The following is a 25,883-nucleotide window of genomic DNA, read 5'->3' on the forward strand; positions in this document are numbered from 1 at the left end:
GACCGTGATGGAGTTGCTGATCAATATCGATGTCGATGACCTGCCGCGCGGCATCGGCTTCTACCAGGAAGGGCTGGGCCTGCGCCTGAGCCGCAAGCTGTTCGACGATACCGTGGCGGAAATGAGCGGCGGCGCCACCCCCATCTACCTGCTCGCCAAGCCGCCCGGCTCGCGCCCGACCACGCGCACCAGTATCCGGCGCGACTACCGCCGGCACTGGACGCCGGTGCACCTCGATTTTGTCGTGGACAACCTTGAAACCGCTATCGAGCGCGCGCTGGAGGCCGGCGCCGAGATCGAGGACTGGCCACAGGAATTTGACTGGGGACGGCAGGCCACGCTATCGGACCCGTTCGGGCATGGGCTTTGTTTTATTGAGTGGAGGGGTGAGGGGTATGGGTCGGTTCGGCACGTACCATGAATAAAAAGACAGGCAGAAAATGATTGACGCGCATTCAGAGGATTCCGCTATTGCCATCCACATCGCACTTGCACAGTCACGGTGCTCCAACCACGCGACAGAGTTCGCAAGGTAGCTTGGCGCAGGGCCCTCTGTTATAACATTGTGCTGCCGCACTAATTTTTAGTTCGACATACAAGCCCGAGGTGGCGCAATGAAAGCAGTGATTCGCAAGATGGGGAACTCCCAAGGCGTGCTGATTCCCAAACCGATCCTCGCCCAACTGGGCCTGGAAGACGAGGTTGAAATGGAAGTTGAAAACGATGCGCTCGTCATCCGGCGCCCGAAGAACAAGCCGCGCCATGGCTGGGCGGAGGCCAGCAAGGCCATTGCCGCATCCGGTGACGATGCCCTGGTCCTCGGCGACTTTGCCAATGCTGACGACGAGGACCTGCAATGGTGAGTCGTGGAGAGGTCTGGCTGGTTGCACTCGACCCGACTGTTGGCAGCGAAATCCGCAAGACGCGCCCCTGCGTCATTATTTCGCCGCCTGAACTCCATGACCATCTGCGCACTGTCATGGTGGTGCCCATGACGACAGGCAGTCGCCCGGCCCCCTTTCGTACCCCTGTCACCTTCCAGGGAAAGACCGGCCTCATGTTGCTGGACCAGATCCGCACAATCGATAAAGGCAGATTGGTCAAGAAGGCCGGGGCGGTCGCCGACGAAGCCTTGCTGGTCGCATTGACCGCGTTACGCGAGATATTCGCGGAGTAGCGCGCTCCGGCAATACCCCCCAGCATTAAATGCCAGATTTTGGGCCGACGCCGACTTCATAAGCATATGAAAAAGAAATAGACGCCAAAATCCCCTGCGCCGCCCTGTTTGGACGCAATTGCGTTAATCTGTGCCCTCGCCCGCCCAACCGCACCCGGACCGGGTTGAGGCGCCTTTCAAGCCACAAGCTTCCAATAACATCCAAACTCTCCTATGCGCAGCATCTCCCTTTACAAGCGTCTGGCGGTTGCCCTGTCCGCCGTCGGTCTCATCGCCGCCGCGGGCAGCGTGTCGGCCCAGGAACAGACCATTCGCGTGGGCACCGTCAGCGGTCCGGACGCCGAAGTCTGGCAAGTCGTGCAGAAAGTGGCCAAGAAGAACGGCCTGAACGTGAAGGTCGTGGAATTCAACGACTACGTGCAGCCCAACGCCGCGCTCGATGCCGGCGACCTCGACGCCAACAGCTTCCAGCACCAGCCGTACCTGGATAGCCAGATCAAGCAGCGCGGCTACAAGATGGCAAGCGTGGGCTACACCTATATCTCGCCGCTGGGCATCTACGCGAAGAACCTGAAGTCGCCGAAGGACCTGCCGCAGGGCGCCAAGGTGGCTGTGCCCAATGACCCGTCGAACGAGAACCGTGCGCTGTTGCTGCTGCAGTCCCAGGGCGTGATCAAGCTCAAGGCCGGTGCAGGCGCCAACGGAAACAACGCGACCCCGCTGGACGTGGCCGAGAACCCCAGGAAGCTGAAGATCGTCGAACTGGACGCCGCCCAGCTGGCCCGCGCCCTGCCCGACGTCGGCGCCGCGGTCATCAACACCAACTACGCGCTGGCCGCCGGCCTGCAGCCGACCAAGGACGCGATCGGCCTGGAGGACATCCACAGCCCGTACGCCAACATCATCGTGGTGCGCACCCAGGACAAGGACAAGCCGTGGGTGAAGAAGCTGGTGGCGGCTTACCAGTCGGAAGACGTGAAGCAGTTCATGAAGGCCCAGTTCAAGGGCGCGATGGTCCCCTCGTTCTGATAGCTTCATCGGGATGCGGGTCGCCCCCGCATCCGCCTGCCCTTCGACGCCGGCAGGCACCTATGCCGATCCGCCTTCGCAGGCGGTACGGCCCATACCACCGTTACACGCGGACGGCGCCCTGACCGTTAAAACAACGGGCTGCTGACGGAGGCATGCTACAGTGAGCATCCTTCAACGCAAGAGCCTCCGCATGCCGCGCCGCGCCAATGATTCCACGCAGACACCTGACCGGCCCCTGCCCGTCGCACGCGGTGCCTCCTGGATACCCGCCTGAGGCAGCGCCCCTGCGACTCACAGAACAGCACCCCCCGACGGGCTCTGCGCCCCGCAACTGAAGCGGCCGCCAAGTGCCGCGGAATGGACTGGACCGCCAGTCCCGATCACCGATACCTGCTGCGCCGATTGCCAAGGGCCAGCGGAATCGCGCCAGTCCTTCACCCTTAGATATGTGACCATGCCTCAACGTCCGCCTTTCCCAAGTCGCATGCTCTCCGCGGTAGTTCGGCTTGTTGCCGCACTGCCGTTGCCAGTTGCGCATGCGGCCGGGCGCATGCTGGGACGGCTCGTCTATGCCCTGCCCGGCGGATACCGTCGGCACCTGCGGCAGAACGCCACCCAGGCCGGCTTCGCCGGGCCGTCTTTTGCGCGCAAGGCCGCGGGGGAGACCGGTGCCATGATGACCGAGCTGGCCCATGTCTGGTTTCGCCTCGATGACTGTCTCGACAAGGTCATTTGCGAGGACTGGGACGTGATCGAGAACACCCTGGCCGAAGGCCGCGGACTCGTCATGCTGACGCCGCATCTGGGCTGCTTCGAGTTGGCGGCCCGCTACGCCGCAGAACGGATCTCGCTGACGATCATGTTCCGGCCCCATCGCAAGGCACTCTTCCGGGACCTGCTCGACAGCGTGCGCGGCGCGTCGAAACTGAAGGCGGTTCCCGCCACCGCGCAAGGCGTGCGCGCTTTCGTGCGCGCATTGCGGCAAGGCGAGGCAGTGGGCCTGCTGCCGGATCAGGCGCCCAAGGGCGATGGCGTCTGGGTACCGTTCTTTGCCCGCAAGGCCTATACGATCACGTTGCCGTGCAAGCTCGCCTCGCAGACCGGCGCGCCGCTCATCATTGCGGCTGGCGAGCGCCTGCCTGGCGGGCGCGGCTGGAAAATGCACGTGAAGCGCCTGACCGGGCCCATGCCGCCGACGGCCGAAGAGCAGGCGGCATGGATCAATGCCGAGGTGGAAGACATGGTCCGGCGCTTCCCCGAGCAGTATCTGTGGGGGTACAACCGCTACAAGGTGCCGTCGGGCGCCGTGACACCCGACGCGGATGGCGCCCGCGCCGTCAGTTCGACGTAACTGCCGGCAGCCTGCCAGCGTAGCGCCTATTTCAGGTATTTCATCGTCGCCACGCCTGTCGCGACCAGCAACGCTTCGTCCAGCCAGACCTCCGCGCGGGAAAAGAAAATCGAACGCCCGCGCCGGTCGACCATCCCTTTCGCGGTCAGCAACTTGCCGGTCCCGTTACTCAGGAAGTTCGAGGTCAGTGACAGCGTGACGGCATGCAGCGGCGCCTCGCCCGCGGGCGAGTAAAGACCGGAGTAGCCGGTCGCGGCATCCAGCAACGTACAAATGGTGCCGCCGTGGATCACACGGCTCCGGTTGAGCATGTGCGGCGCAACGTCCAGTTCAAGCTCGACATAATCGCGGCGCCACTGGGTGATCCTGACACCGGCGCTTTCCAGTGCGGGGTTATCAAGGCAGAAGCGCTCTTCGCGGGCGACAACATCCGCGGCAATCACGGTCTGGTGGGATTGGTCTTTCATGTCTCAAATCGGCGCGCTCCTGACGGAGGTATGCACCTGGCAGGCAACAGGGGGGCATACCGGGCTGGCGCTCCTGCCACTTTCGCGTGGTACATCACTTGCGGCAGTCTTTCAGGAAGCGCGAACCCGTCTGCTATCGCGCGACAGCAAGGACGTAACTTCCGGCGATTTGCCCCTCCGCGTAAATCTCGATTTCGCGAACGGTCCCTTTTGTCCGCATGAATGGGGAGGCTGGCATCCGGCGATTTGCGCCGCAATCAGGACGCCGGCGACGCTTGCGCCAGGATCTCCCGGATCGCCTGCTCGAAGGCTTCCACCGGCTGTCCGCCGCTCACCAGATAGCGTCGATTGAAGATGATCGCCGGCACTGAACTCAGCCCCATGGACTGGTTCTCCCGCTCTGCCTCGCGCACCTCGCCGGCATAATCGCCGCCCTGCAGCACCTGGCGCGCGCGCGTGGCGTCCAGTCCGACCGACTCCGCGATCTCGACCAGCACGTCATGGTTGCTCGGATCCCTGCCCTCCGTATGGTAGGCCTCCAGTAGTGCCAGCTTGAGCGGCAACTGGCGGCCTTCAAGCCCGGCCCAGTGCAGCAGGCGATGCGCATCGAAAGTGTTGTAGACGCGAGTGCGCGGCCCGAATGTGAAGCCGACCGAAGCACCGCGCTCGCGGATCATCTCCTGCGTCTGCGCGATCTGCTCCGGCGTGCGTCCGTACTTCTTCCCAAGGTAATCGACTATGGCCTCGCCGCCCGGTCCCATATCCGGATTCAGCTCAAACGGGTGCACGGCGATCTCGGCGTCGACTTCATCGCCAAGGCGCGACAGCGCAAGCCGCAGCGAGGACAGGCCGATGGCGCACCATGGGCATGAGATATCGGAAACGAAGTCGATGCGAAGCGGTTGGGTCATGGTGTCTGTGGCGGAAACGGCGTAATCGGAAAAAACAGCGACGGACAGGGTAACGCGAATCGCCAGGGCTTGCTGGATGGGCCAACAGTGCACGCATGCATAAACTTGACCGTGGAAACGGCCACCGGTTGCCCCGAAGCCGCACGGGCTTCTTGCCATTCAATCGAGGATCCAGCCATCGTCGCCCAACCGGAAATAGCCCGAGACCGCCTCACGGAACTTGACTGTGCCATCATGCAGACACGTCTGCGCATTCATGCACACATCAAGCTGATTCAGCTGATTCGCGCGGCTCGTGAGGAGGGGCAAGACACGCGGTTTGCGTATCGTCTGCTTCACCTGCTGCGGGAGAGCCTGCGAGCGCTCCGGCATGCGCGCAATGTAGAAATTGCACTGCAATGTACGCACCTCTATTGCTGGCAGGTGCGAACGCGCAAGGTCGCAGGCGAGTCCAGGCCGTGCGCCTGAGAGCTCGCCCGCACGTCACCATATCCCTTGGCGGCAGGCAACTCCAGACAAGTCCGGCGGCGGTCCAATAAGGCTTTTGTCCCGCACAGCCGGCCTGTTCCGCGATCCATGTCAGGCAGATGAAGCCAGGTCAGGGCCTTCTCGCGCCATTTGACCGACTTCGGGAACAGAAGATGCGGAACCCCTTCCACGACCGAGCATGGAGGGGCGAAATGAAAGGCATGCGCTATAACCACCAGGAGCTGCAGGAGCTACGCCGCCTTGTGCTGATGGAGCGGGACATACTGCCCCTGGACCAGCGGATCGAAAAATTGCGAGACGAGATCCGGATGCGTTTGCGTCATGTGCGCGCGTTAAAGGCCAAAGGTCATCCGACACATCATTCGACGCGGGTTCTGCGGCTGCTTTGCCGCACGCTCGCCGTGGAACGCACCTACCGGAAAGTCATGCTGAAGAAGGTCATAGATGGGTCGCGCAGCGTCGGCTGAAGACGCCGCGCACAGCATGGTGCGCTTGCGCCTATTCCCAAAAACAAAAACCCGCGGCGAACACCGCGGGTTTTTCATGCCATCAAGCCGTAGCCGGATCAGACTTCTTCGTACAGCGGCAGCGTCAGGAACTCGGCGAAATCTTCCGACGTCGACATCTGCTCGAAGATCTCGGCAGCGCGGTCATAGGTCCTGGTCTCGCCGCCGACTTCGGCCTTCACCTTGGCCAGCTCTTCCGGGATCAGCTTGCGCACCAGCTCGGCCGTGACCTTGGTGCCGTCTTCCAGCTTGCCCTTCGGCGAGCGGATCCACTGCCACACCTGCGAACGCGAGATCTCGGCGGTGGCCGCATCTTCCATCAGGTTGTGGATCGGCACGCAGCCGTTGCCGGCCAGCCAGGCGCCCAGGTAGTGGATGCCGACGTTGATGTTCATGCGCAGGCCGGCTTCGGTGATCGGGGTTTCCGGCTGGAAGTCCAGCAAGTCCGAACCCTTCACGTGCACGTCCGGACGCTGCTTCTCGAACTGGTTAGGCTTGTCGCCCAGCACGGCCACGAATTCCTTCATGGCGGGCTCGACCAGGCCCGGGTGGGCCACCCAGCCGCCGTCGTAGCCATCGGTGGCGTCGCGCTTCTTGTCGTTGATGATGCCCTGCATGGCGATGGCGTTCTTCTCCGGATCGTTCTTGATCGGGATCAGTGCGCTCATGCCGCCCATGGCGGGCGCGCCGCGGTAGTGGCAGGTCTTCAGCAGCAGCAGTGCGTAGGCGCGCATGAACGGCGCGGTCATGGTGACCTTGGCGCGGTCGGCCAGGCAGAAGTCCTTGTCGTTCTTGAACTTCTTGATGCACGAGAAGATGTAGTCCCAGCGGCCGGCGTTCAGGCCCGCGCTGTGCTCGCGCAGTTCGTACAGGATCTCATCCATTTCGAACGCGGCGAGGATCGTCTCGATCAGCACGGTGGCCTTGATGGTGCCTTGCGGCAGGCCGATCTCGTTCTGCGCCATCACGAAGATGTCGTTCCACAGGCGTGCTTCCAGATGGCTTTCCATCTTCGGCAGGTAGAAGAACGGGCCGTCGCCGCGGGCGATCTGCTCCTTGGCGTTGTGGAACAGGAACAGCGCGAAGTCGAAGATGCCGCCCGAGATGCGCTTGCCGTCGATGATGACGTGCTTCTCGTCCAGGTGCCAGCCGCGCGGACGCACCTGCAGCGTGGCGATCTTGTCGTTCAGCTTGTATTGCTTGCCCTTCGATTCCAGCGTCAGCGTGCGGCGCACGGCTGCCTTGAGGTTCACCTGGCCCTGCATCTGGTTGTGCCAGTTGGGGGTGTTGGAATCCTCGAAGTCGGTCATGTAGCTGTCAGCGCCCGAGTTGAAGGCGTTGATGACCATCTTGGCTTCGACCGGGCCGGTGATTTCCACGCGGCGGCATTCCAGGGCCTTGGGGATCGGTGCGACCTTCCAGTCGCCTTCGCGGATGTGCTTGGTTTCGGGCAGGAAGTCGGGGACTTCGCCGGCATCGAGGCGCTTGGCGCGCTCGACGCGCGCGGCCAGCAGTTCCCGGCGGCGCGGCTCGAAGGCGCGGTGCAGTTTGTCTACCAGGGCCAGGGCTTCCGGCGTGAGGATATCTTCGTAGGCCGGCAGGATCTCGCCGGTAATCTTCATGCCCGCGGGCAGCGTGATAGCCATCAGTCTTCTCCTGTTAGTCGATAGCTTGTTAGAGGGTCGGCCGCTCGTTGTCGTTCAGACTTCCACACCAGTGGCGCGGACGAATTCGAGCAGGTCGTTCATGTCGTGCCCGGTGCCGGAGGGCGCTACGTCGAGCCGCTCCGCCGGATGGCCGGCACGGTTGATCCAGAACGTGGTGTAGCCAAACCAGGTGGCGCCGCACGCATCCCAGCCGTTCGAAGAGACAAAAAGAATCTCTTCAGCCGGCAGCTGGAAAGCCTTTGGCCCGAGCGCATAAGCGTCCGGGGCAGTCTTGTACTGGCGCACGGCGTCAACCGACAGCACGTGGTCGAACAAGCCGTGCATGCCCGCGCTCTTGACGGAGATGTCCAGCATCTCGGCATTGCCGTTGGACAGGATGCCCAGCGGCAGGCCCGCGCGGCGCAGCCGCTTGAGCGCGCCCAAGTTCTCCGGAAAGGCCGACAGGCACGCGTATTCCTTGAGCAGCTGCGCCTCGGTCGCGTCGTCCAGCGCCACCCGCAGGCGTTCCGCGGCATAGCGCAGCGAATCCACCGTCAGCGCCCAGAACGGCTTGTAGTACTTGCCGTCGGGTGCGGCCATGGTGCGGATGCGCGTGTAGTCGATCTGCCGCTCGCGCCACAGCAGCGCGAGTGCCTCGCCCTTGCCCGGGAACAACTGTTCCGCGCGCGCCGTGACGGAATACACGTCGAACAGCGTGCCGTAGGCGTCGAAGACGACTGCGCGGATCTTGTTCATGAGGCGCTCTGGTTCCCGGGGTCAGGTCTTGCCGTAGGCGATTGCGTGGGGCTGTACACCATTGAATGCATGGCATTGTAGGCAGTCGTTGCAGTGCGGCAAAGCCGGCCCGGGTCACTTGATCTTTTACTTTTCGGCATCTAATCTTGGCTCACTTGTTCGACAATAAACACCAATTCCCTCCCATTTGACCTCGCATTTGCGCAAAGTACCCATTCGCCGCCCCGCGCGGGTGATCGCGCAGGCATTGCAGACAAAGATTCGTGGACCATTTCAAACAACTGGAGACTTTTGTATCCGTTGCCTCGCGCGGCAGCTTGTCCGCTGCTGCGGCGGCTGAAGGCGTAGCGCCCGCCATCATTGGGCGGCGTATCGATGCGCTGGAGGAACGGCTGGGCGTCAAGCTGCTGATCCGGACCACGCGCAAGATCAGCCTGACCTTCGAGGGCTCGGCCTTCCTGGAGGACTGCCAGCGCATCCTGAACGACCTGCACAACGCCGAGGCCAGCGTTTCCGCGGGCGGCGTGAAGGCCAGCGGGCATCTGCGCGTCACGGCCCCCGCCGGCTATGGGCGCAAGCACGTGGCGCCGCTGGTGCCGCTATTCATTGAATCGCACCCGGATGTGACGATTACGCTGGACCTGTCCGACCGCGTGGTCGATCTCGTCAACGAGGGCTTTGACTGCGCCATCCGTCTTGGCGACCTGCCCGACTCCAGCCTGGTTTCGATCCGCCTGGCCGAAACCCGCCGTGTAGTGGTGGCATCGCCAGAATATCTCGCGCGAGCCGGTACACCGGCTGTTCCCGAGGACCTCCAGCGCCATAACTGCCTGGCCTTTGGCGCCAGCGCCAATGTGCAGCGTGGCTGGGTATTCCAGCAGGAAGGCCGTGCCGTCACCGTCAAGGTCGGCGGCGATATGGAATGCACCGATGGCGCCGTGCTCCACGAATGGTGCCTCCAGGGCCACGGGCTGGCCTGGCGTTCGTGGTGGGAGGTTGGCAGCGAGATCGCCACCCGCCGGCTGGTCACGGTGCTCGACGAGTTCCAGGCGCCCCCGATCGGCATCCATGCCGTCTTCCCGCAACGCAAGCACCTGCCGCTGCGCGTGCGGTTGTTTATCGATCACCTGAAGAACACCTACGGCAACCCCGCTTACTGGCGGCGGACCGAACAGGCGCCTGCGCGGCCGGCAGTCGCGGCCGTGGCAGGCTAGATCGGGGACACAAGCAGATGAATGTGCGCTGTCGTACTCTGTTGCAATTGATATAGCGCAATGCCCTACTCGGCACACTGTCTACAATGGTTTCCAGACAGGCGCTTTTCCGGTCGCAGGCAATGATCGTGTGAAGGTCGCAACCGGGCCTGCCCTCCCCTCATCCCCCGCATGAAAGGAGCCCTGCATGTTCCAACACATCCTGCTACCCACCGACGGTTCCGAGCTCTCCAAGAAGGCAATCAACGGCGGACTGGAGCTGGCCAAGACCATTGGCGCGCGCGTCACCGCCTATGTCTGCCTTGAGGAGTATCCGTACACCCCGTTCAGCGAAATCGTGGTCGAGGCGCCGCAGGCCTTCAAGGACCGGATCGAAAACCAGGCCAAGCTGTACCTCAAGGAAGTGGAAAGCCTTGCCACGGCTGCGGGCGTGACCTTCGACTCCGACATGTCGACGTTTGCGGTGCCGTATCTGGGCATTATCGACGCTGCGGAGCGCCACGGCTGTGATGTGATCTTCATGGCTTCGCACGGCCGGCGCGGCTTGTCCGGCCTGCTGCTGGGCTCGGAGACCCAGAAGGTGCTGACGCACACCGATATTCCGGTGATCGTCTATCGCTGACATCTTCCGCCGGCAATGAATACTGCCCGCACCGGCTAGACCGGTGCGGGCAGTCCCATTGCTACCACGCGCGACTCAGGGGCCCCTGGCGAATCCGCCGCCTCGATATTGGCTGAGTAATAGCCGGTTCCCAAATCCGCGCCAGCACTGGAACAAAAAAACCGCGCCGTCCCTGAGAGAAACGGCGCGGTGCCTGAAAAAGAAGCGCGTGATGGTCGCACGCGCTTCTCTGGTCTGCTGAACCTAGAGACTGCTCGGTTCCCCCCGATCTATGTTTCAGCAAACGGTGGCCAGGAGAGTCAGGCCACTTTCTTGTCTTCGAAGAACTGCTCGTCTTCGGTAGAACCCTTCAGCGCGGTCGTCGACGACTGGCCGCCTTCGATGGTCTGGGTCACGGCGTCGAAGTAGCCGGTGCCGACTTCGCGCTGGTGCTTGACGGCGGTGAAGCCCTTCTCGGCTGCCTTGAACTCGGCTTCCTGCAGTTCCACGAATGCGCTCATCTGGTTGCGGGCGTAGCCGTAGGCCAGGTTGAACATCGAGTAGTTCAGCGAGTGGAAGCCGGCCAGCGTGATGAACTGGAACTTGTAGCCCATGGCGCCCAGTTCCCTCTGGAATTTGGCGATGGTCGCGTCGTCGAGGTTCTTCTTCCAGTTGAACGACGGCGAGCAGTTGTAGGCCAGCATCTTGCCCGGGAACTTCTCGTGCACGGCTTCGGCGAATTTCTTGGCGAACTCGAGATCCGGCTTGCCGGTTTCGCACCACACGAGGTCGGCCACTTCCGCGTAGGCCAGGGCGCGCGAGATCGACTGCTCCAGGCCGTTGCGCACGCGGTAGAAGCCTTCCACGGTGCGCTCGCCGGTGCAGAACGGCTTGTCGTTGTCGTCCACGTCCGAGGTCAACAGGTCAGCGGCTTCGGCGTCGGTACGGGCGATCACCAGGGTCGGCACGCCGGACACGTCGGCTGCCAGACGGGCGGCGGTCAGCTTGGCAACGGCTTCGCGGGTCGGGACCAGCACCTTGCCGCCCATGTGGCCGCACTTCTTCACCGAAGCGAGCTGGTCTTCGAAGTGAACGCCGGCGGCGCCCGCTTCGATCATGGACTTCATCAGCTCGAACGCGTTCAGCACGCCGCCGAAACCGGCTTCGGCGTCAGCCACGATCGGCGCGAAGAAGTCGGTGTCGCCTGTGCCTTCGCTCCACTGGATCTGGTCGGCGCGCTGGAACGTGTTGTTGATGCGCTTGACCACTTGCGGCACCGAGTTGGCCGGGTATAGCGACTGGTCGGGGTACATCTCGCCGGCCAGGTTGGCGTCGCCTGCAACTTGCCAGCCGGACAGGTAGATGGCCTTCAGGCCGGCCTTCACCTGCTGCATGGCCTGGTTGCCGGTCAGTGCGCCCAGCGAGTTGACGAACGGCTCGGTGTGCAGCAGGTTCCACAGCTTTTCAGAACCGCGGCGGGCCAGCGTGTGCTCGACCTGAACGGAACCGCGCAGACGCACCACGTCTTCAGCCGTGTAGTTGCGCTTGATTCCCTTCCAGCGAGGGTTGGTTTCCCAGTCCTTTTGCAGGGCCTGGATCTGTTGTTCGCGGTTCATATCACTCTCCTAAGGACAAATTAGGGATGGCAAAGAAAACTGGCGCTTGCCGACCTGTCCGTTCTTTTCAACCGGTTGACGCTGTTTTCTGCGTCTCAGGTCATCTGTCTTATATAAGAGTTTAGGGAATCGTCCCGCATCGCAACAAGCGTGGAATGTGGGTTGGCACCTAGTTTTTTTCTACATATAAATCAATATGTTAAAAGTTTTATTTCATAATGCGGGACATAATCTTTCATCATGAGAAATCTCGTTGTGCTTTGCAAACCATCAATTTTGCCGATCAAAAAATCTTTCCACATCGTGAAATTTGCGCAGGGAATGACTGGCCGTCAGATAGCTGCAAGAACCGTGACCTAGTATCTGAACCGCCGCCTGAAAAAGGAAACGGCGCCGCGGACGGGCGCCGTTTCCGACTCTGCAACGCGTCGGGATATCAGGCTACTTCTGCATCTCGCGACTTGCGGTAGGCCACCCAGTCGCCGCTTTCAATATGCGGCAGGCCCGACACGGCCGCCTCGACCACTGGATACAGCAGGCAGTTCACGCAGCGGCCATCGTGCAGCACCGTGTGTTGTTCGCGGACGAACAGCGAGGACTGGCCAGGATAGACCTCCTCGATCTCGTCGAGCACCGGCACCAGGGCGTCGGACACTTCATAGATATCCCCGACTGCCGGACCGGCGGCGGGATCGAGCACCAGGCCCGGATAGTTGCCGAAGTCATAGAGACGACCGGCAATCGTGGCCGTGCCGAGCAGCGTGGGCGCGGCAATGCCATGCTTGCGCGCCGCGGCGTTCAGGTCGTTGACCTCGCCCGCGCGCAGCGTACCGTAGACAAAGACCTTGGGCATGTCAGGCACCGAGCTTTTCTTCGGACACCAGCACGCCGTCGGCATCCACATAGATCCAGTTTCCGGGGCGCACCACGGCACCGGGCATCTGTACCGCTACGTCGCGCTCGCCGGCGCCGCGCTTCTGGCTCTTCTGCGGATGCGTGGCCAGCGCGCGGATGCCGATATCACAGACCTCCAGCTCGCTCGTATCGCGTACGCAGCCATTGACGATGATGCCGGCCCAGCCATTCTTCTCGGCCAGCAGCCCCAGGTTGCCACCGACCAGCGCGCAGCGCATCGAGCCGCCGCCGTCCACGACGAGCACGCGGCCCTTCCCCGGCGATTCCAGTGCCTCGCGCACGAGCGAGTTATCTTCAAAGATTTTCAGCGTCGCGGCCGGCCCCTCAAAGGCCAGTTGCTTGCCGAATGAACGGAACCCCGGCGTCATGACGCGCAGCGTGCCGTCGGCCAGGCGCGGTTCGTTGGCATCGCACAGATCGGTGGTTGCATGTTTCATCGAAAACCTCCTGCAGGAAAGAATCTCGGTACCGTCGGGACCGCACTGAGCGCGGTGCGCCGCGGCGGCAATGGATTACCCCGCCGACGCCTGCGCGGCGGCGCCACGGCGTGAACGGTTGCCGTTGCCCACCGTCACGGCGGTCAGGATCGACACGAGCTGGAAGCCGCCGATCATGAAGAACACCCAGTTGGGCAGGTGCGCGTCCATCAGCGCGCCGAAGAACAGCGGTCCGCTGGCCAGGCCGATGTCCAGTCCGGAATAGACCACGCCGTACACGCGCCCGGTGGCGCCGGCCGGGGCGGCCGCGCGCACCAGCAGGTCGCGCGAAGGCCCGGCCATGCCCGCGCCGAAGCCGATCACGCCGAGCAGCACCGGCACCAGCAGCCCCGGCGCAACATTCAGGCCCACCAGCATGGCCATCAGGCCCGACACGGTGAAGCTCAGCGCGATCAGCCGGTCATGGTTGCTGGTGCGGCTGGCGGCAAACCCGCCGACCAGCATGCCACCCGCGCTGCAAAGCATATAGATGGTGTAAGACGCGGTCGCCAGCGTGAACGGGATGCCGTAGAGCTGCGTGAGCGCGGTCGGCGCGAAGCTCTGGATGCCGGCCGCCGAGAACGTCGTCAGCAGGAAGAAGGCCCAGCACACCCAGACCTGCGGCAGCTTCAGGAAGCCCAGCAGACTGCCGCCGGCACCGGCCTGTGCAGCCTTGGGGCGGCCCACCGCGCTGCCAAGCTCGCGCGGATCGAGCACGTGGCGCAGTGCCAGCAGCACCGCCAGCACGCCGAACGCCACGATCGAAGCGGCGGCCAGCGCCACGCGCCATGTCGCCAGGTTAGCGATCGTCACCAGGAACACCGGCGCGGCGGCCCAGCCCAGGTTGCCGGAGATCCCGTGCACCGAGAATGCATGACCAAGCCGGGGCTGCGACACGTGCTTGTTCAGCAGTGTGAAATCTGCCGGATGGAAAACGCCGTTGCCAAGCCCCGCCACGCCGGCACCGAACAGCAGCGCGGCGTAGCCCGAGCTTGCCGACAGCAGCAAGGCGGCCGTGCCCAGGAACGCCAGCCCGGCGAACAGCACCGGCCTGGCGCCAAAGCGGTCCACGACGAAGCCCGAAGCCGTCTGCACCACCGCAGACACGGCGAAGAAGACCGTCATCAGCAGTCCCAGCTCGGCGTAGCTCAGGCCGAATTCCGCCTTGATCCAGGGGAACAGCGGCGCCAGCAGCAGATGGTAGAAATGGGAAACCCCATGCGCCAGCCCGACGAGGCCGATCACCTGGGCGTCATGGCGAAGCGGATTGCGGCTGGGATCGAGAGCGGCGGTAGTCATGGCGGCGGATTCGCGGGATAGAGCCAGATGGCATGGCAGCTGCGCCGCATGCCTGCGCACCAGGGCATGCAAGAGCGCGTACCGAAGCCCGCATCATAGAGGAAAACCGCAACCGGCTGCATACGGCAGCAGCCTGCGCCGCCATGTCCGAGACGACTACATCTGCTTGAACAGGTAGGCGTACTGCCTTGCCACGGGCAACGATTCCGGCCGGTTGCGCAGGCGCAGCGATACGCGGCCGAGCGACTGCGTGACCGCGCTGGCCACGCACGCGATATTGACGACCGTGCCACGGTGAATCTGCCAGAAACGCTCCGGATCGAGCTGCTGCATCAGTTCGCGCAGGCTGGTGCGGATCAGCGCTTCACCGCCCACGGAAACCACGTTGACGTACTTGTCGGTGGCTTCGAGATAGATCACCTCGTCGACCGGGATGATGCGCACCTCCTGTCCGACCAGCGCCTTGATGAAGCGCAGGTAGCTGACCTGCTGCCCCGGCGCGCGTGCCACGGCCGGGTGCTCCAGCGCTTCCAGGCGGCTCAGCAACTGCGCGAGCTGGCCGCTGTCGGTCTGCGCGGCGTCCTGGTCGGCGTTCTGGTCCGCGTCTGCCTGGGCCGCCGCCAGCCGGGCTTTCAGGCGAGACACCGTCGCTTCCAGCCGCTCGTGCTGCACGGGCTTGAGCACGTAATCCACGGCGGCCTGTTCGAAGGCCTCCAGCGCGAACTGGTCGTAGGCGGTCACGAATACCACCAGCGGCGGCACATCGAAATCGACCAGCTCCTTGGCTACGTCCATGCCGCTCATGCCGGGCATGCGGATGTCCAGGAACACGACCGACGGCTGGTGCTGGCGCGCGGCGTCCAGCGCAGCGACGCCGTCGTGAACCACGCCGACGATGCGGGCCTCCGGCCACAACGCGGCCAGCTCGGATTCCAGCACGCGGGCTAGCAGGGGTTCGTCGTCGGCAATCAGCAGGGTCGGGGTCATGGCGGGATCAGGGGGCGTGACCGTCATTGGCAAGCGGGGGCGGACGGGCAAGGGCCTCGCCCTGCCCGGTTCGGATGATCAGGGTCGCGGCATGGCCGGCGTGGCGCCCGCGGGTGTAGCGTGCACCGGTGTGGCGGCCGGCGCCGCGGCGGGCACCGGCACTTCGGTATGGCGAGTCATTGGCAGCGTCAGGCGCACCACCACGCCGCGCGGGCTGTTCTCTTCCATCTGCATGCTGGCGGCAGCGCCGAAAATACGCGCGAGCCGTTCTCGCACATGGGTCAGCCCCATGCCCGAGCCTTTGCCCGAGCCGTGGCCAAAGCCCACACCGGTATCGGCAATCACGACCTGCACCGCGTCGTCGCCGGCCGCGCGTGCCGACAACGAGATCTCGCCGCCGTGCGTGCAAGGCTCGATGCCATGCGTGACCGCATTCTCGACCAGCGGCTGGATCAGCATGGGCGGAATCTCCACTCCGGCCAGCTCGGGCGGCAGGTCGACGTGGTAGCCGAGCCGCTTGCCGAAACGCATGCCCTGGATGTCCAGGTAGCTGCGCAGCAGCTCGAACTCCTGGCGCAGCGTGCACTGCTCGGCCCGCGTATGCGACAGCGAGGTGCGCAGGAAGCCGATCAGCCGCTGCAGCAGCTTGCGCGCGGCGCGCGGATCGGTGGCGATCAGCCCGTCGAGATTGGCCAGCGAGTTGAACAGGAAGTGCGGCTCGATCTGCGCCTGCAGCGCCATCAGCTGGGCCCGCACGAGCTGCTTCTCGGCCTCCTCGCGCTGCAGGGCGTCCAGCGCGGCCTGGCGCTCCAGGTAGGCGAGCTTTTCGCGCGACCAGTAGAAATAGATCATGCTCGCCGACGCCAGCATGCCGACCACCAGGCACATGCGCAGCATGTCGCCGGTTTCGGCGGAGAGCTTTGGCGGCAGATTCAGCGCCTCGCGCGTGGCCCAACTGCCCAGGACCACGCCCATGGGCACTGCGGCAGCGGCCAGGAAAAGGAATGGCCACAGGCGCGGCCGCTCATTCCACCAGATCAGCACGCGCGGAATGTCGATCAGCATCCAGATCGACAGGCCGATCAGCTGGCTGTAGACAAAGTTGTGCCAGAGCGTGCCGCCGGTCTGGAAGCCATAGTTCAGGCTGACGGCGATCACCGTATTCATGCACATCACGAACAGCAGGTCGCGTCCCAGTATCGTCAGCCGGGAGGGGATGGCGGAGGAAAGACAGCGGTCCATGGCGTTCATGTTAGCTTGGCCAGTGCCTGATGCAATTCGGGAGGGTCCGGATGTCTGCGGTGAACGCGCGCGCGCAATGTCTGTTGCGCTGCGGCATGAACCGGAGAGACGGTTTCTCCGGCATGTGCAGGCACTTTACGACGCGTGGGGCCAGGAAGAGAAGTGTCGTGCGACGAACGGCGCGCGCACGGCGCGAACCGCCCGGTGGCGGGATGGAGCGCGGCATGCGCCGCAGTCAGCACAATCGCTGGCTGCGGCGCATGCCGGTGTGGCGAATGCTGCGGCGGCGGCCCGATGCGTCAGGCCGCCAGCGCCTGCGGCGTATCGTTTTCGCCCATGGCGCTGGAGACCGTGTCGCGCGACAGGTGCGGCGCGAACATATTGATGAAGGCATGCGCGTAGTCGCGCAGGTAGGCGCCGCGGCGCAGCGCTACGCTGGTGGTGTTGGCCTCGAACAGGTGGTCGGCCGAAATCCGCACCAGGCCCGAGTCCTTGCGCTCGTCATAGGCCATCGACGCAATGATGCCCACGCCCAGCTCCAGCTCGGCATAGGTCTTGATCACGTCCGCGTCCAGCGCCGTCAGCACGATCTCCGGCTGCAGGCCGGCCTCGGCGAAGGCGCCGTCGATCTTGCGCCGCCCGGTAAAGCCGGCGTCATACGTGATCAGCGGAAAGCCCGCCACGTCCTCGAGCGTCGGCTCCGGCAGGCGCGTCAGCGGATGGTCCGGCGACACCACCAGCACGTGTTGCCAGGTGTAGGCCTCGAACGAGGTCAGGCCCGCCTCGCTGGCCAGCGCCTCGGTCGCGATGCCGATGTCGGCCTGCCCGGTCAGCAGCAGCTCGACGATATGCGTCGGCGATGCCTCCTGCAGCGCCAGCGTCACGTGCGGATAGGCGCGCCGGAACGACTGCACTACCCTGGGCAGCGCGTAGCGTGCCTGCGTGTGCGTCGTGGCGACCGTCAGGCGGCCGGTGTGGCGGCCCGCAAACTCGTCCCCGGCCTGGCGCAGGTTCTCGGCTTCGAGCAGCAGTCGCTCGACGATGCGCACGATCTCGCGGCCCGGCTCGGTCAACCCGGTCAGGCGCTTGCCGTAGCGCTCGAAAATCTCGACGCCGAGTTCTTCCTCCAGTTCGCGGATCTGGCGCGATACGCCAGGCTGCGAAGTGTAGAGCGCGTTGGCGACCTCGGTCAGGTTGAACTGGCGGCGCACCGCCTCGCGGATCGATCTGAGCTGCTGGAAATTCATTGCACTGCCCCTTGTCGGCTGGTCGCCGCGCCATTCGCGCGCACGTTGGATTGTTGCTGTGTGGGCTGGGTGAAGACACGAAGCTGGCGCGGCCGCACCGCCAACAACTCGCCTTCGCGGAAACCCGCGTGGCGGAAGCGCTCGAGCGGCAGGGCCACCTCGATCACGTCCTGGTTGTCCTCGCGCTCCAGTTCGAGCTGGGCCACCGGGCCCAGCGTCAGCGCACGGCGCAGCGTCACGGCGATGCCGTCGGTGCCTGGGGCGTAGCGCTCCAGGTCCAGGTCGTGCGGACGCACATAGGCCACGGCATCGCCGGCAGTCTCGTGGCCGCTGCCCACCACCGGCAGGACCGCTTCGCCGGTATGCAGCAGGCCGCCGCTCTCGCCCACTTCCAGGCGGCCGTGGAACAGGTTGACATTGCCGAGAAAGCCGAACACGAACGGCGTAGCCGGATGGTTGTAGACCGCCTCCGGCGAACCAAACTGCTCGACGCGGCCACGGTTCATCAGCACGACCTGGTCGGCCACTTCGAGCGCCTCTTCCTGGTCATGCGTGACGAACACGCTGGTCACGTGGAGTTCGTCATGCAGGCGGCGCAGCCAGCGGCGCAGTTCCTTGCGCACCTTGGCGTCGAGCGCGCCGAATGGCTCGTCGAGCAGCAGCACGCGCGGTTCCACCGCCAGCGCGCGGGCCAGCGCGATACGCTGGCGCTGCCCGCCCGAAAGCTGCGCGGGATAGCGGTCGGCCAGCCAGTCGAGCTGCACCAGTTCCAGCAGCGACTTCACCTTCTCGCGGATCTGCGCTTCGCCCGGGCGTTCGGCGCGCGGCTTGACGCGCAGGCCGAAGGCGACGTTCTCGAACACGCTCATATGCTTGAACAGCGCATAGTGCTGGAACACGAAGCCCACCTGGCGCTGGCGCACATGCTGCTGCGAGGCATCGCGCCCGGCCAGCACGATCTGGCCCGCGTCGGCCCGCTCCAGGCCGGCGATGATGCGCAGCAGCGTGGTCTTGCCGCAGCCCGACGGCCCGAGCAGCGCCGTCAGCTCGCCCTCTTCGAAGTCCAGCGAGACGTTGTCCAGCGCGACGAAATCGCCAAAGCGCTTCTCTACGTTCTTGACCTGAATGCTCATGATGCCTGTCCTTGCAGTGCGGCCAGCGGATGCTCCACGGCGGCCTCTTGGTTTTCCTTGCGGGCGCGGAATTCCACCAGCGTCTTGATGCCCAGCGTGACCAGGGCCAGCAGCGTCAGCAGCGACGCCACCGCGAATGCTGCCGCGAAGTTGTACTCGTTGTAGAGGATCTCGACGTGCAGCGGCATGGTGTTGGTCAGCCCGCGGATATGGCCCGACACCACCGACACCGCGCCGAACTCGCCCATGGCGCGCGCATTGCACAGGATCACGCCATAGAGCAGGCCCCAGCGGATGTTGGGCAGCGTGATGTGCCGGAACGTCTGCCAGCCCGACGCGCCCAGCACGATGGCTGCCTCTTCCTCTTCGCTGCCCTGCGCCTGCATCAGCGGAATCAGCTCGCGCGCCACGAACGGGAAGGTCACGAAGATGGTGGCCAGCACGATGCCCGGCACCGCGAACATGATCTTGATGTCATGCGCCTCGAGCCACGGGCCGAACCAGCCCTGCGCGCCGAACAGCAGCACGTACACCAGCCCCGAGATCACCGGCGACACCGAGAACGGCAGGTCGATCAGCGTGATCAGCAGGTTCTTGCCGGGGAACTCGAACTTGGCAATGGCCCACGCCGCCGCCACGCCGAACACGAGGTTCAGTGGCACCGCGATGGCGGCCACGGTCAGCGTGAGCTGGATCGCCGACAGCGCATCCGGCTCGATCAGCGCTTCCCAGTAGGTCTGCACGCCCTTGCGCAGGGCCTCGTAAAAGACCGAAGCCAGCGGCACGAACAGGAACAGCGTGAGGAACAGGACCGCCACGGTGATCAGCGTGTAGCGCACCCAGGGCGCTTCGCCGGTGGCGTCGAACTTGTGATGGGCCGGGCCCAGCCGCCCGAGGCGGCCCGAAACTGCGCCGGCCATGTCAGTGCTCCTTGCCCGTGGCGGGCGCTTCCAGTGCCAGGCCACCGCGCACGCCGGACTGGTGGCGGCGGGTCCAGGCCTGCAGCAGGTTGATCAGCAGCAGCAGCGCGAAGGAGATCACCAGCATCACCACCGCCACCGCGGTCGCGCCCGCATAGTCGTACTGCTCGAGCTTGGAATAGATCATCAGCGGCGCGATTTCCGAGACCATCGGCATGTTGCCGGAGATGAATACCACCGAGCCGTATTCGCCGGTGGCACGCGCGAACGACAGCGCAAAGCCCGTCAGCAGCGCCGGCGCGATGGCCGGCAGGATCACGCGGCCAAAGGTCTGCAGGCGCGTGGCGCCAAGGCTGGCCGCGGCCTCTTCCAGCTCCTGCTCTACGTCCTCCAGCACCGGCTGCACCGTGCGCACGACGAACGGCAGGCCGATGAACGTCAGCGCCACCACCACGCCCAGCGGGGTGAAAGCGACCTTGATGCCGAGCGGCTCGAGGTAGCGGCCGATCCAGCCATTGCCCGCGAACAGCGCCGTCAGCGCGATGCCGGCCACGGCGGTGGGCAGCGCGAACGGCAGGTCCACCAGCGCATCGATCAGGCGCTTGCCCGGAAAGCGGTACCGCACCAGCACCCAGGCCACCGCAAGTCCGAAGACTGTATTGATGATCGCCGCGATCAGCGACGCGCCAAAGCTCAGCTGGTAGGAAGCCACCACGCGCGGCGCGGTCACCGTCGCCCAGAAGGCGTCCCACGTCATCGTGAAGGTCTTCAGGAAAGTGGCCGACAGCGGGATCAGGACGATCAGCGTCAGGTAGAAGATGGTGAAGCCCAGCGACAGGCCAAAGCCCGGCAGCACCGTGAAGCGCTGGCGGCCGTTGCGTCCCGGCGCACTGCGGGTGGCGCGCGCATCGGGCGCGGCCGGTGGCGGCGTGTCCGCCAGGGAGATGGAGGGTGGCATGTCGTCTCGTCTGTGGTGAGCCCGTCGCACGGGCCTCACTTATGAAACCGCCGCATAAAGCGGCGGCCTACGAGACAAATTCTGCAGATACGCCTTTATAAACAGAACGAATCTTTACGAATTTTCTTAGATGATTTAGATATAAGGCACGGTCGAGGCCACTTCCACACCCGCTTCCCATGGCCCGGCCTGGTCTCCAGTGGCTTCGGCGCTACCTTCGAAGGCGATCCGCTGCAGCAAAGTGCCGAGCAGGCTCAGCCCTTCGCCCCAGTCGCCAAGGCCGGAATCCGCGTTGATGTGACCCAGAGTGCCCCCATCGACGAGTTCGCTGCCCCACAGCGTGCCCCAGCTGAAGGCCGTGCGCTGGGGCATCCACGGGTCGTTGCGGCTCGCGACCAGGATAGTGGGGAACGGCAGCCGGTAAGTCGGCAGCAGATGGGCGACGCCGAACTTGTCCGGGTCGGCAGGCGCCACCAGCAACGCGCCGGCAATGCCGGCCGGATCCAGTGCGGCCTGCCTCAGCGTGGCCAGGCAGCCAAAGCTGTGCGCGACCAGCACGGCGCCGCGCGCCGCCACGCGCTGCGCACGCATCACGCCCTCGGACACGCGTTCGGCCCACAACGGCAGGCTCGGGCGCGACCAGTCGTGCTGCTCGATGCGTTGCCAGTCCGGGAAGCGCTGCTCCCAGCGGCTTTGCCAGTGCCCCGGGCCGCTGCCATGCAGGCCCGGCACGGTCAGCACCTGAAGGTGCCTGGGAATGTCCAGGCGCGGAACCGGCTTGCTGCTCTCAGTCATGCCACCTCCTCGCTCAATGTCCTGGGCTCGCGCAGGCCCGCGGGAGTCACCGGCCCGCCCGCGAATGCCCCCTGCCCAAGGTCGATGCCGGCCGCCTGCAAGCGTTCCACGCTCAGGGCATCCTGCAGCCGCCGGCCGATCAGCGTGACGCCCGCGCTGGCGGCACTGGCGCGCAGCCCGGCAAGCTGGCGATCGGTCCAGGTGCGGCGCATGTCGAGCTTGAGCCAGTCCGGCAACGCGTGCGCCATCAACGCGCCGGCCTCGGCCGGATCGGACGCCTGCAGGCTGACCGCAAAGCCGTTGCGCCGGTAGTTGCCGACCACGTGCAGCAGCAATGGCAAGTCGTCATTGGCGCTGGCCGGCACCTGGATCACAAAACGGTCAAGCGGCAGCCCGAGCGACTGCAGCGCACGCCGGAACGCCGAACCGTGGTCATCCGCCACCGCCGCCAGCAGGCGGTTGTGCACGTTGAGCACAAGCTTGTGCGCGCCCTCGGCGGCAAAGTAATTGACGGCGTGCACGAGGCGCGACAGCCGGTCCAGCGATACCAGCGTGGCGTCGTCGGCCGCCATCGCGAACAGCTTCCACGCGGCCAGGCCCACGCCATCCTGCGCATAGGTATGGATGGCGCCTTCGTGCGCCACGACTGCGCGGTCGGCCAGCGTCACCAGCGGCTCGAACGCGCTGGTCAGCGAACAGTTGAAGAACTGGCCCTGCACCTGTCCGCGCGCATCGCGCCAAAGCTGGCGGTCGGCCAGCGGCTGCCGCGGCAGTGTGTCAAGGTAGCGCTCCAGGGCGCTCAACCTGGCTTCGGGTGCATTCGCGCCTGCGATGGCCATTCCTCTCTCTTCCTTTGGCGCCTCCCGGCGCCGGTGTTCCCGTTTGACGTTCGAGCCGCGGGCCGTGCGCACACGGCCCGCGGCGGCTTACAGCTTGGCAATGGACACCTCGGTGGCCTTGACCAGCGCAACGACTTCGCTGCCCAGCGTGAGGCCGAGATCGCGGATCGAGCGCGTGGTGATGACCGAGGTGACGATGCCGGCCGGCGTTTCCACGTCCACTTCGGACACCACCGGACCTTCGATGATCGCGGCAACCTTGCCGCGGAACTGGTTGCGTACGTTGATCGCCTGAATGCTCATGATAGAAGCTCCTTTTGTGAAGGCGTATGAAGATTGTGTAATGACGATGTGCGGGTTCCGGATGCGTTACACCAGCGGCTTTTATCCCTTTTATCCGCCCCTACACCGCGAAGCGCACCGATTCCACGGTGCGCACCAGTGACCAGTCCGCCGTGGGTTCCCGCTCCGTCTGTGGCATGGAGGCGGCAAGCGGCGTGTGCTGCATGACCCGCCGCAGCACGCGTTCTTCCAGCTGCGCGAACGCTGCCGATCCACGCTGCCGTGGCCTGGCGAGCGCGACGGGTTCGTCCATCGCAACGCGGCCATCCTCGATCAGTACGATGCGGTCGGCCAAGGCCACCGCTTCGGACACGTCATGCGTCACCAGCAGCGCGGTAAAGCCGAGCCGATCCCATAGGGATTCGATCAGTCCCTGCATCTCGATGCGCGTCAGCGCGTCCAGTGCGCCGAGCGGTTCGTCGAGCAACAGCAGCCGCGGGTGATGCACGAGGGCGCGCGCCAGCGCGACGCGTTGGCGCTGCCCGCCGGAAAGCCGCGCCGGCCACGCATCCGCTCGGTCCGCAAGGCCGACCTGCGCAAGCACGGCGGCAGCATCGCCGCGACGCTCGCGCGGCAGGCCCAGCGCCACGTTTTCCAGCACGCGCTTCCACGGCAGCAGGCGCGAGTCCTGGAACATCACGCGGATGTCCTGCTGCAGCGTGCGGGCCGGCTGCGCATCGAGCGTGATGGCGCCATGGTCCGATGCTTCCAGCCCCGCGACCAGCCGCAGCAAGGTGCTCTTGCCGCAGCCGCTGCGTCCGACGATGGCGACGAACTCGCCCGGTGCCGCGCTCAGTTCGATGCGGTGCAGTACCTCGCGGCCGTCATAGCGCTTGACCACCTGCTGCACATGCAGCGCAACACCGCCCGTCCGTGCTTCGCCCTGGCGCGGCGCAGCCGCCTCCTTCAGGCGCGCATCTGCATACGCGAGCGCGGCCTGCTCTACCGGATTGCTTTGCATATCGGATCTCCTTCAGGCGGCCTGGTAGCCCGGATGCCAGCGCAGCCAGAAGCGTTCCAGCCCGCGTGACAGCACATCGGCCAGCTTGCCGAGCAGCGCATAGAGCAGGATGCCCACCAGCACCACGTCGGTCTGCAGGAACTCTCGCGCGTTCATGGTCATGTAGCCGATACCGGACTGCGCCGAGATGGTCTCGGCCACGATCAGGATCACCCACATCAACCCGAGCGAGAAACGCACGCCAACGAGGATGCTGGGCAGCGCGCCGGGCAGGATCACCTCGCGATAAAGACGCCAGCCCGACAGCCCATAGCTGCGCGCCATCTCGATCAGGCCCGGGTCAACCGCGCGGATGCCGTGGAACGTGTTCAGGTACACCGGGAAGAACACGCCCAGCGCGACCAGGAACAGCTTGGCGGTCTCGTCGATGCCGAACCACAGGATCACGAGCGGGATCAGCGCCAGCGGCGGGATATTGCGCACCATCTGCAGCGTGCTGTCGAGCAGCGTGGCGGCGCTGCGGAACGTACCGGTGAGCAGGCCCAGCAGCAACCCGAGGCCGCCGCCGATGGCAAACCCGACCAGCGCGCGCCAGGTGCTGACCCACACGTGCTGCCACAGCTCGCCCGAACGCGCGAGGCCCCACGCGGCCTCCACCACGGCCAGCGGCGCCGGCAACACGCGCGTCGACAGCCAGCCGCCTTGCGATGCGGCCTGCCAGACGATGACCAGCACTGCCGGCACCACCCACGGCGCCAGCGTGCGCGCCACGGCGCGCCAATCGCGGCGCGGCGCTACCAAGAAAGCAGACATGGCGATCTCCTCAGCTTTGCGAAGCGCGCGGCACGATGCCGGTCGCCATGACTTCGCCGAACGGTCCCGACAGCACCTGGCCCGGCAGCTTGATGCGCACGGAACGCGGCAGCAGGGGGAACACCAGCTCGGCGAAGCGGTAAGCCTCTTCCAGGTGCGGATAGCCGGACAGCACGAAGGTATCGATGCCAAGTTCCGCGTATTCGCGGATGCGCTCGGCTACCTGCTGCGGATCACCGACCAGCGCCGTGCCGGCGCCACCGCGTACCAGGCCCACGCCGGCCCACAGGTTGGGGCTGATCTCCAGTGCCTCGCGCGTGCGCTTGCTGCCACCCGCATGCAAGGCCGCCATGCGGCGCTGGCCCTCCGAATCCATCTTCGCGAACACGGCCTGCGCGCGTGCCACGGTCTCGTCGTCGAGCCGGCTGATCAGCGCGTCGGCCGCAGCCCACGCGGCAGCCTCGGTCTCGCGCACGATCACGTGCAGCCGGATGCCGAACTTCACCGTGCGGCCGTGGCGCTCGGCATGGCGGCGCACATCGGCGAGTTTCAGCGCGACCTCCGCCGGCGGCTCGCCCCAGGTCAGGTAGGTATCGACCTGCTCCCCGGCGAGCTCGTGCGCGGCGGCGGATGAGCCACCGAAATACACCGGCGGATGCGGCCGTTGCAACGGCGGGTACAGCACGCGCGCGCCCTTCACCTTCAGGTGTCGCCCTTCAAAGCTGATCTCGCCGCTGTCATGGCTGGCCGCGAGCACGTCGCGCCAGATGCGGATGAATTCGGCCGAGGCTTCGTAGCGCGCGGCGTGGTCGAGAAACAGGCCATCACCCTCGAGTTCGGCCACGTCTCCGCCTGTCACCAGGTTGACCAGCAGCCGGCCGCCCGAAATGCGGTCGAAGGTGGCGGCCATGCGCGCGGCCAGCGTCGGCGTCATCAGTCCCGGACGCACGGCCACGAGGAAACGCAGGCGCTGTGTCACGGCAGCCAGCGCGGAGGCCACCACCCACGGATCTTCGCAAGAGCGGCCGGTCGGGATCAGCACGCCTTCGTAGCCGAGCGTGTCGGCGGCCACGGCCACCTGCTTCAAGTAGTCGATGCCCACCTCGCGCGCGCCCTCGGACGTGCCCAGGTAGCGGCTGTCGCCGTGGGTCGGGATAAACCAGAAAACTTGCATGTCGGTACCTCGTTAT

Annotated in this window: 28 protein-coding genes; 8 read left to right on the forward strand and 20 right to left on the reverse strand. The window is 65.2% G+C overall.

Annotated elements, in window-relative coordinates; genetic code table 11:
* Window positions 1–7: 7 nt before the first annotated feature.
* The 5 genes from AC3FNH_RS02525 to AC3FNH_RS02545 all read left to right on the forward strand — a co-directional run bounded on the left by AC3FNH_RS02525 (window position 8) and on the right by AC3FNH_RS02545 (window position 3,560).
* Window positions 8–421 (forward strand): VOC family protein, encoded by a 414-nt coding sequence (locus tag AC3FNH_RS02525; RefSeq protein WP_488718979.1) that lies wholly within the window; start codon window positions 8–10, stop codon window positions 419–421.
* 193 nt (window positions 422–614) lie between these two features.
* Entirely contained in the window at window positions 615–863 is a 249-nt protein-coding gene (locus AC3FNH_RS02530; RefSeq protein ID WP_488718980.1) for an AbrB/MazE/SpoVT family DNA-binding domain-containing protein, read from the forward strand.
* The gene (locus tag AC3FNH_RS02535; RefSeq protein ID WP_488718981.1) at window positions 857–1,177 is read left to right on the forward strand and encodes a type II toxin-antitoxin system PemK/MazF family toxin; all 321 of its coding nucleotides are present in this window, start codon (window positions 857–859) and stop codon (window positions 1,175–1,177) included. The genes AC3FNH_RS02530 and AC3FNH_RS02535 overlap by 7 nt, the downstream gene beginning before the upstream one ends.
* A gap of 213 nt (window positions 1,178–1,390) precedes the next feature.
* On the forward strand, window positions 1,391–2,206 hold the full coding sequence (locus AC3FNH_RS02540; protein ID WP_488718982.1) for a MetQ/NlpA family ABC transporter substrate-binding protein: 816 nt from the start codon (window positions 1,391–1,393) through the stop codon (window positions 2,204–2,206).
* Window positions 2,207–2,693: 487 nt separating this feature from the next.
* Entirely contained in the window at window positions 2,694–3,560 is an 867-nt protein-coding gene (locus AC3FNH_RS02545; RefSeq protein ID WP_488718983.1) for a lysophospholipid acyltransferase family protein, read from the forward strand.
* A 26-nt stretch (window positions 3,561–3,586) separates the two neighbouring features.
* On the opposite strand, the gene AC3FNH_RS02550 is transcribed toward AC3FNH_RS02545, so the two are convergent.
* On the reverse strand, window positions 3,587–4,027 hold the full coding sequence (locus tag AC3FNH_RS02550) for a PaaI family thioesterase (RefSeq protein ID WP_276100225.1): 441 nt from the start codon (window positions 4,025–4,027) through the stop codon (window positions 3,587–3,589).
* A gap of 257 nt (window positions 4,028–4,284) precedes the next feature.
* Complete coding sequence (locus AC3FNH_RS02555; RefSeq protein ID WP_276100224.1) at window positions 4,285–4,938, reverse strand: DsbA family oxidoreductase; 654 nt, start codon at window positions 4,936–4,938, stop codon at window positions 4,285–4,287.
* A 680-nt stretch (window positions 4,939–5,618) separates the two neighbouring features.
* On the opposite strand from AC3FNH_RS02555, the gene AC3FNH_RS02560 reads away from it, so the two are divergent.
* Window positions 5,619–5,894 (forward strand): hypothetical protein, encoded by a 276-nt coding sequence (locus AC3FNH_RS02560; protein WP_488718984.1) that lies wholly within the window; start codon window positions 5,619–5,621, stop codon window positions 5,892–5,894.
* A gap of 98 nt (window positions 5,895–5,992) precedes the next feature.
* Here AC3FNH_RS02560 and aceB read toward each other — a convergent pair whose 3' ends face one another.
* Both aceB and AC3FNH_RS02570 read right to left on the reverse strand, forming a co-directional pair.
* Window positions 5,993–7,579 carry a malate synthase A gene (aceB, locus tag AC3FNH_RS02565; RefSeq protein WP_488718985.1) on the reverse strand — a complete coding sequence of 529 codons (1,587 nt, stop codon included), beginning with the start codon at window positions 7,577–7,579 and terminating at the stop codon, window positions 5,993–5,995.
* Window positions 7,580–7,633: 54 nt separating this feature from the next.
* Complete coding sequence (locus AC3FNH_RS02570; protein WP_488718986.1) at window positions 7,634–8,335, reverse strand: haloacid dehalogenase type II; 702 nt, start codon at window positions 8,333–8,335, stop codon at window positions 7,634–7,636.
* Window positions 8,336–8,598: 263 nt separating this feature from the next.
* Between AC3FNH_RS02570 and AC3FNH_RS02575 the strand changes: the two genes are divergently transcribed.
* Both AC3FNH_RS02575 and AC3FNH_RS02580 read left to right on the forward strand, forming a co-directional pair.
* Window positions 8,599–9,549 (forward strand): substrate binding domain-containing protein, encoded by a 951-nt coding sequence (locus AC3FNH_RS02575; RefSeq protein ID WP_488718987.1) that lies wholly within the window; start codon window positions 8,599–8,601, stop codon window positions 9,547–9,549.
* 187 nt (window positions 9,550–9,736) lie between these two features.
* The gene (locus AC3FNH_RS02580) at window positions 9,737–10,171 is read left to right on the forward strand and encodes a universal stress protein (protein ID WP_276100219.1); all 435 of its coding nucleotides are present in this window, start codon (window positions 9,737–9,739) and stop codon (window positions 10,169–10,171) included.
* A 299-nt stretch (window positions 10,172–10,470) separates the two neighbouring features.
* Here the strand turns inward: AC3FNH_RS02580 and aceA are convergent, their stop codons facing one another.
* From aceA to ssuD, 16 genes are all read right to left on the reverse strand, one after another.
* Window positions 10,471–11,766 (reverse strand): isocitrate lyase, encoded by a 1,296-nt coding sequence (gene aceA / locus AC3FNH_RS02585; RefSeq protein ID WP_488718988.1) that lies wholly within the window; start codon window positions 11,764–11,766, stop codon window positions 10,471–10,473.
* Between the two features lie 436 nt (window positions 11,767–12,202).
* Entirely contained in the window at window positions 12,203–12,619 is a 417-nt protein-coding gene (locus tag AC3FNH_RS02590) for a gamma-glutamylcyclotransferase family protein (RefSeq protein WP_488718989.1), read from the reverse strand.
* A gap of 1 nt (window position 12,620) precedes the next feature.
* Window positions 12,621–13,118, reverse strand: coding sequence for a ribonuclease E activity regulator RraA (rraA, locus tag AC3FNH_RS02595; RefSeq protein ID WP_276100216.1), 498 nt, complete (start codon window positions 13,116–13,118; stop codon window positions 12,621–12,623).
* Window positions 13,119–13,193: 75 nt separating this feature from the next.
* Window positions 13,194–14,456, reverse strand: coding sequence for an MFS transporter (locus tag AC3FNH_RS02600; protein ID WP_488718990.1), 1,263 nt, complete (start codon window positions 14,454–14,456; stop codon window positions 13,194–13,196).
* A gap of 156 nt (window positions 14,457–14,612) precedes the next feature.
* Entirely contained in the window at window positions 14,613–15,443 is an 831-nt protein-coding gene (locus tag AC3FNH_RS02605; protein WP_488718991.1) for a LytR/AlgR family response regulator transcription factor, read from the reverse strand.
* 78 nt (window positions 15,444–15,521) lie between these two features.
* Entirely contained in the window at window positions 15,522–16,694 is a 1,173-nt protein-coding gene (locus tag AC3FNH_RS02610) for a sensor histidine kinase (RefSeq protein WP_276100213.1), read from the reverse strand.
* 290 nt (window positions 16,695–16,984) lie between these two features.
* On the reverse strand, window positions 16,985–17,932 hold the full coding sequence (locus tag AC3FNH_RS02615; protein ID WP_276100212.1) for a CysB family HTH-type transcriptional regulator: 948 nt from the start codon (window positions 17,930–17,932) through the stop codon (window positions 16,985–16,987).
* Window positions 17,929–19,065, reverse strand: a complete 1,137-nt coding sequence (locus AC3FNH_RS02620; RefSeq protein WP_276100211.1) for a sulfate/molybdate ABC transporter ATP-binding protein — start codon at window positions 19,063–19,065, stop codon at window positions 17,929–17,931. Before AC3FNH_RS02620 ends, AC3FNH_RS02615 begins: the two co-directional genes overlap by 4 nt.
* On the reverse strand, window positions 19,062–19,985 hold the full coding sequence (gene cysW / locus AC3FNH_RS02625) for a sulfate ABC transporter permease subunit CysW (protein WP_488718992.1): 924 nt from the start codon (window positions 19,983–19,985) through the stop codon (window positions 19,062–19,064). The genes AC3FNH_RS02620 and cysW overlap by 4 nt, the downstream gene beginning before the upstream one ends.
* 1 nt (window position 19,986) lies before the next feature.
* Complete coding sequence (gene cysT / locus AC3FNH_RS02630; RefSeq protein ID WP_488718993.1) at window positions 19,987–20,943, reverse strand: sulfate ABC transporter permease subunit CysT; 957 nt, start codon at window positions 20,941–20,943, stop codon at window positions 19,987–19,989.
* 135 nt (window positions 20,944–21,078) lie between these two features.
* Complete coding sequence (locus AC3FNH_RS02635; protein WP_276100208.1) at window positions 21,079–21,738, reverse strand: RBBP9/YdeN family alpha/beta hydrolase; 660 nt, start codon at window positions 21,736–21,738, stop codon at window positions 21,079–21,081.
* The gene (locus AC3FNH_RS02640; RefSeq protein ID WP_276100207.1) at window positions 21,735–22,577 is read right to left on the reverse strand and encodes an EAL domain-containing protein; all 843 of its coding nucleotides are present in this window, start codon (window positions 22,575–22,577) and stop codon (window positions 21,735–21,737) included. The genes AC3FNH_RS02635 and AC3FNH_RS02640 overlap by 4 nt, the downstream gene beginning before the upstream one ends.
* Before the next feature lie 87 nt (window positions 22,578–22,664).
* A complete protein-coding gene (locus AC3FNH_RS02645) occupies window positions 22,665–22,880 on the reverse strand; it encodes a TOBE domain-containing protein (RefSeq protein ID WP_011298135.1) in 216 nt (71 codons plus the stop codon).
* Between the two features lie 100 nt (window positions 22,881–22,980).
* Window positions 22,981–23,880 carry an ATP-binding cassette domain-containing protein gene (locus tag AC3FNH_RS02650; RefSeq protein WP_488718994.1) on the reverse strand — a complete coding sequence of 300 codons (900 nt, stop codon included), beginning with the start codon at window positions 23,878–23,880 and terminating at the stop codon, window positions 22,981–22,983.
* Between the two features lie 12 nt (window positions 23,881–23,892).
* The gene (gene ssuC / locus AC3FNH_RS02655) at window positions 23,893–24,693 is read right to left on the reverse strand and encodes an aliphatic sulfonate ABC transporter permease SsuC (RefSeq protein ID WP_488718995.1); all 801 of its coding nucleotides are present in this window, start codon (window positions 24,691–24,693) and stop codon (window positions 23,893–23,895) included.
* 10 nt (window positions 24,694–24,703) lie between these two features.
* Window positions 24,704–25,867, reverse strand: coding sequence for an FMNH2-dependent alkanesulfonate monooxygenase (ssuD, locus tag AC3FNH_RS02660; RefSeq protein WP_488718996.1), 1,164 nt, complete (start codon window positions 25,865–25,867; stop codon window positions 24,704–24,706).
* Window positions 25,868–25,883 lie beyond the last annotated feature (16 nt).

The sequence above is a fragment of the Cupriavidus sp. 22TCCZM01-5 genome (assembly GCF_057798915.1).

Coding starts and splice junctions, on each gene's coding strand:
- AC3FNH_RS02525 (WP_488718979.1), top strand. CDS start 8: ATGGAGTTGCTGATCAATATCGATGTCGATGACCTGCCGCGCGGCATC.
- AC3FNH_RS02530 (WP_488718980.1), top strand. CDS start 615: ATGAAAGCAGTGATTCGCAAGATGGGGAACTCCCAAGGCGTGCTGATT.
- AC3FNH_RS02535 (WP_488718981.1), top strand. CDS start 857: ATGGTGAGTCGTGGAGAGGTCTGGCTGGTTGCACTCGACCCGACTGTT.
- AC3FNH_RS02540 (WP_488718982.1), top strand. CDS start 1,391: ATGCGCAGCATCTCCCTTTACAAGCGTCTGGCGGTTGCCCTGTCCGCC.
- AC3FNH_RS02545 (WP_488718983.1), top strand. CDS start 2,694: ATGCTCTCCGCGGTAGTTCGGCTTGTTGCCGCACTGCCGTTGCCAGTT.
- AC3FNH_RS02550 (WP_276100225.1), bottom strand. CDS start 4,027: ATGAAAGACCAATCCCACCAGACCGTGATTGCCGCGGATGTTGTCGCC.
- AC3FNH_RS02555 (WP_276100224.1), bottom strand. CDS start 4,938: ATGACCCAACCGCTTCGCATCGACTTCGTTTCCGATATCTCATGCCCA.
- AC3FNH_RS02560 (WP_488718984.1), top strand. CDS start 5,619: ATGAAAGGCATGCGCTATAACCACCAGGAGCTGCAGGAGCTACGCCGC.
- aceB (WP_488718985.1), bottom strand. CDS start 7,579: ATGGCTATCACGCTGCCCGCGGGCATGAAGATTACCGGCGAGATCCTG.
- AC3FNH_RS02570 (WP_488718986.1), bottom strand. CDS start 8,335: ATGAACAAGATCCGCGCAGTCGTCTTCGACGCCTACGGCACGCTGTTC.
- AC3FNH_RS02580 (WP_276100219.1), top strand. CDS start 9,737: ATGTTCCAACACATCCTGCTACCCACCGACGGTTCCGAGCTCTCCAAG.
- aceA (WP_488718988.1), bottom strand. CDS start 11,766: ATGAACCGCGAACAACAGATCCAGGCCCTGCAAAAGGACTGGGAAACC.
- AC3FNH_RS02590 (WP_488718989.1), bottom strand. CDS start 12,619: ATGCCCAAGGTCTTTGTCTACGGTACGCTGCGCGCGGGCGAGGTCAAC.
- rraA (WP_276100216.1), bottom strand. CDS start 13,118: ATGAAACATGCAACCACCGATCTGTGCGATGCCAACGAACCGCGCCTG.
- AC3FNH_RS02600 (WP_488718990.1), bottom strand. CDS start 14,456: ATGACTACCGCCGCTCTCGATCCCAGCCGCAATCCGCTTCGCCATGAC.
- AC3FNH_RS02605 (WP_488718991.1), bottom strand. CDS start 15,443: ATGACCCCGACCCTGCTGATTGCCGACGACGAACCCCTGCTAGCCCGC.
- AC3FNH_RS02610 (WP_276100213.1), bottom strand. CDS start 16,694: ATGAACGCCATGGACCGCTGTCTTTCCTCCGCCATCCCCTCCCGGCTG.
- AC3FNH_RS02615 (WP_276100212.1), bottom strand. CDS start 17,932: ATGAATTTCCAGCAGCTCAGATCGATCCGCGAGGCGGTGCGCCGCCAG.
- AC3FNH_RS02620 (WP_276100211.1), bottom strand. CDS start 19,065: ATGAGCATTCAGGTCAAGAACGTAGAGAAGCGCTTTGGCGATTTCGTC.
- cysW (WP_488718992.1), bottom strand. CDS start 19,985: ATGGCCGGCGCAGTTTCGGGCCGCCTCGGGCGGCTGGGCCCGGCCCAT.
- cysT (WP_488718993.1), bottom strand. CDS start 20,943: ATGCCACCCTCCATCTCCCTGGCGGACACGCCGCCACCGGCCGCGCCC.
- AC3FNH_RS02635 (WP_276100208.1), bottom strand. CDS start 21,738: ATGACTGAGAGCAGCAAGCCGGTTCCGCGCCTGGACATTCCCAGGCAC.
- AC3FNH_RS02640 (WP_276100207.1), bottom strand. CDS start 22,577: ATGGCCATCGCAGGCGCGAATGCACCCGAAGCCAGGTTGAGCGCCCTG.
- AC3FNH_RS02645 (WP_011298135.1), bottom strand. CDS start 22,880: ATGAGCATTCAGGCGATCAACGTACGCAACCAGTTCCGCGGCAAGGTT.
- AC3FNH_RS02650 (WP_488718994.1), bottom strand. CDS start 23,880: ATGCAAAGCAATCCGGTAGAGCAGGCCGCGCTCGCGTATGCAGATGCG.
- ssuC (WP_488718995.1), bottom strand. CDS start 24,693: ATGTCTGCTTTCTTGGTAGCGCCGCGCCGCGATTGGCGCGCCGTGGCG.
- ssuD (WP_488718996.1), bottom strand. CDS start 25,867: ATGCAAGTTTTCTGGTTTATCCCGACCCACGGCGACAGCCGCTACCTG.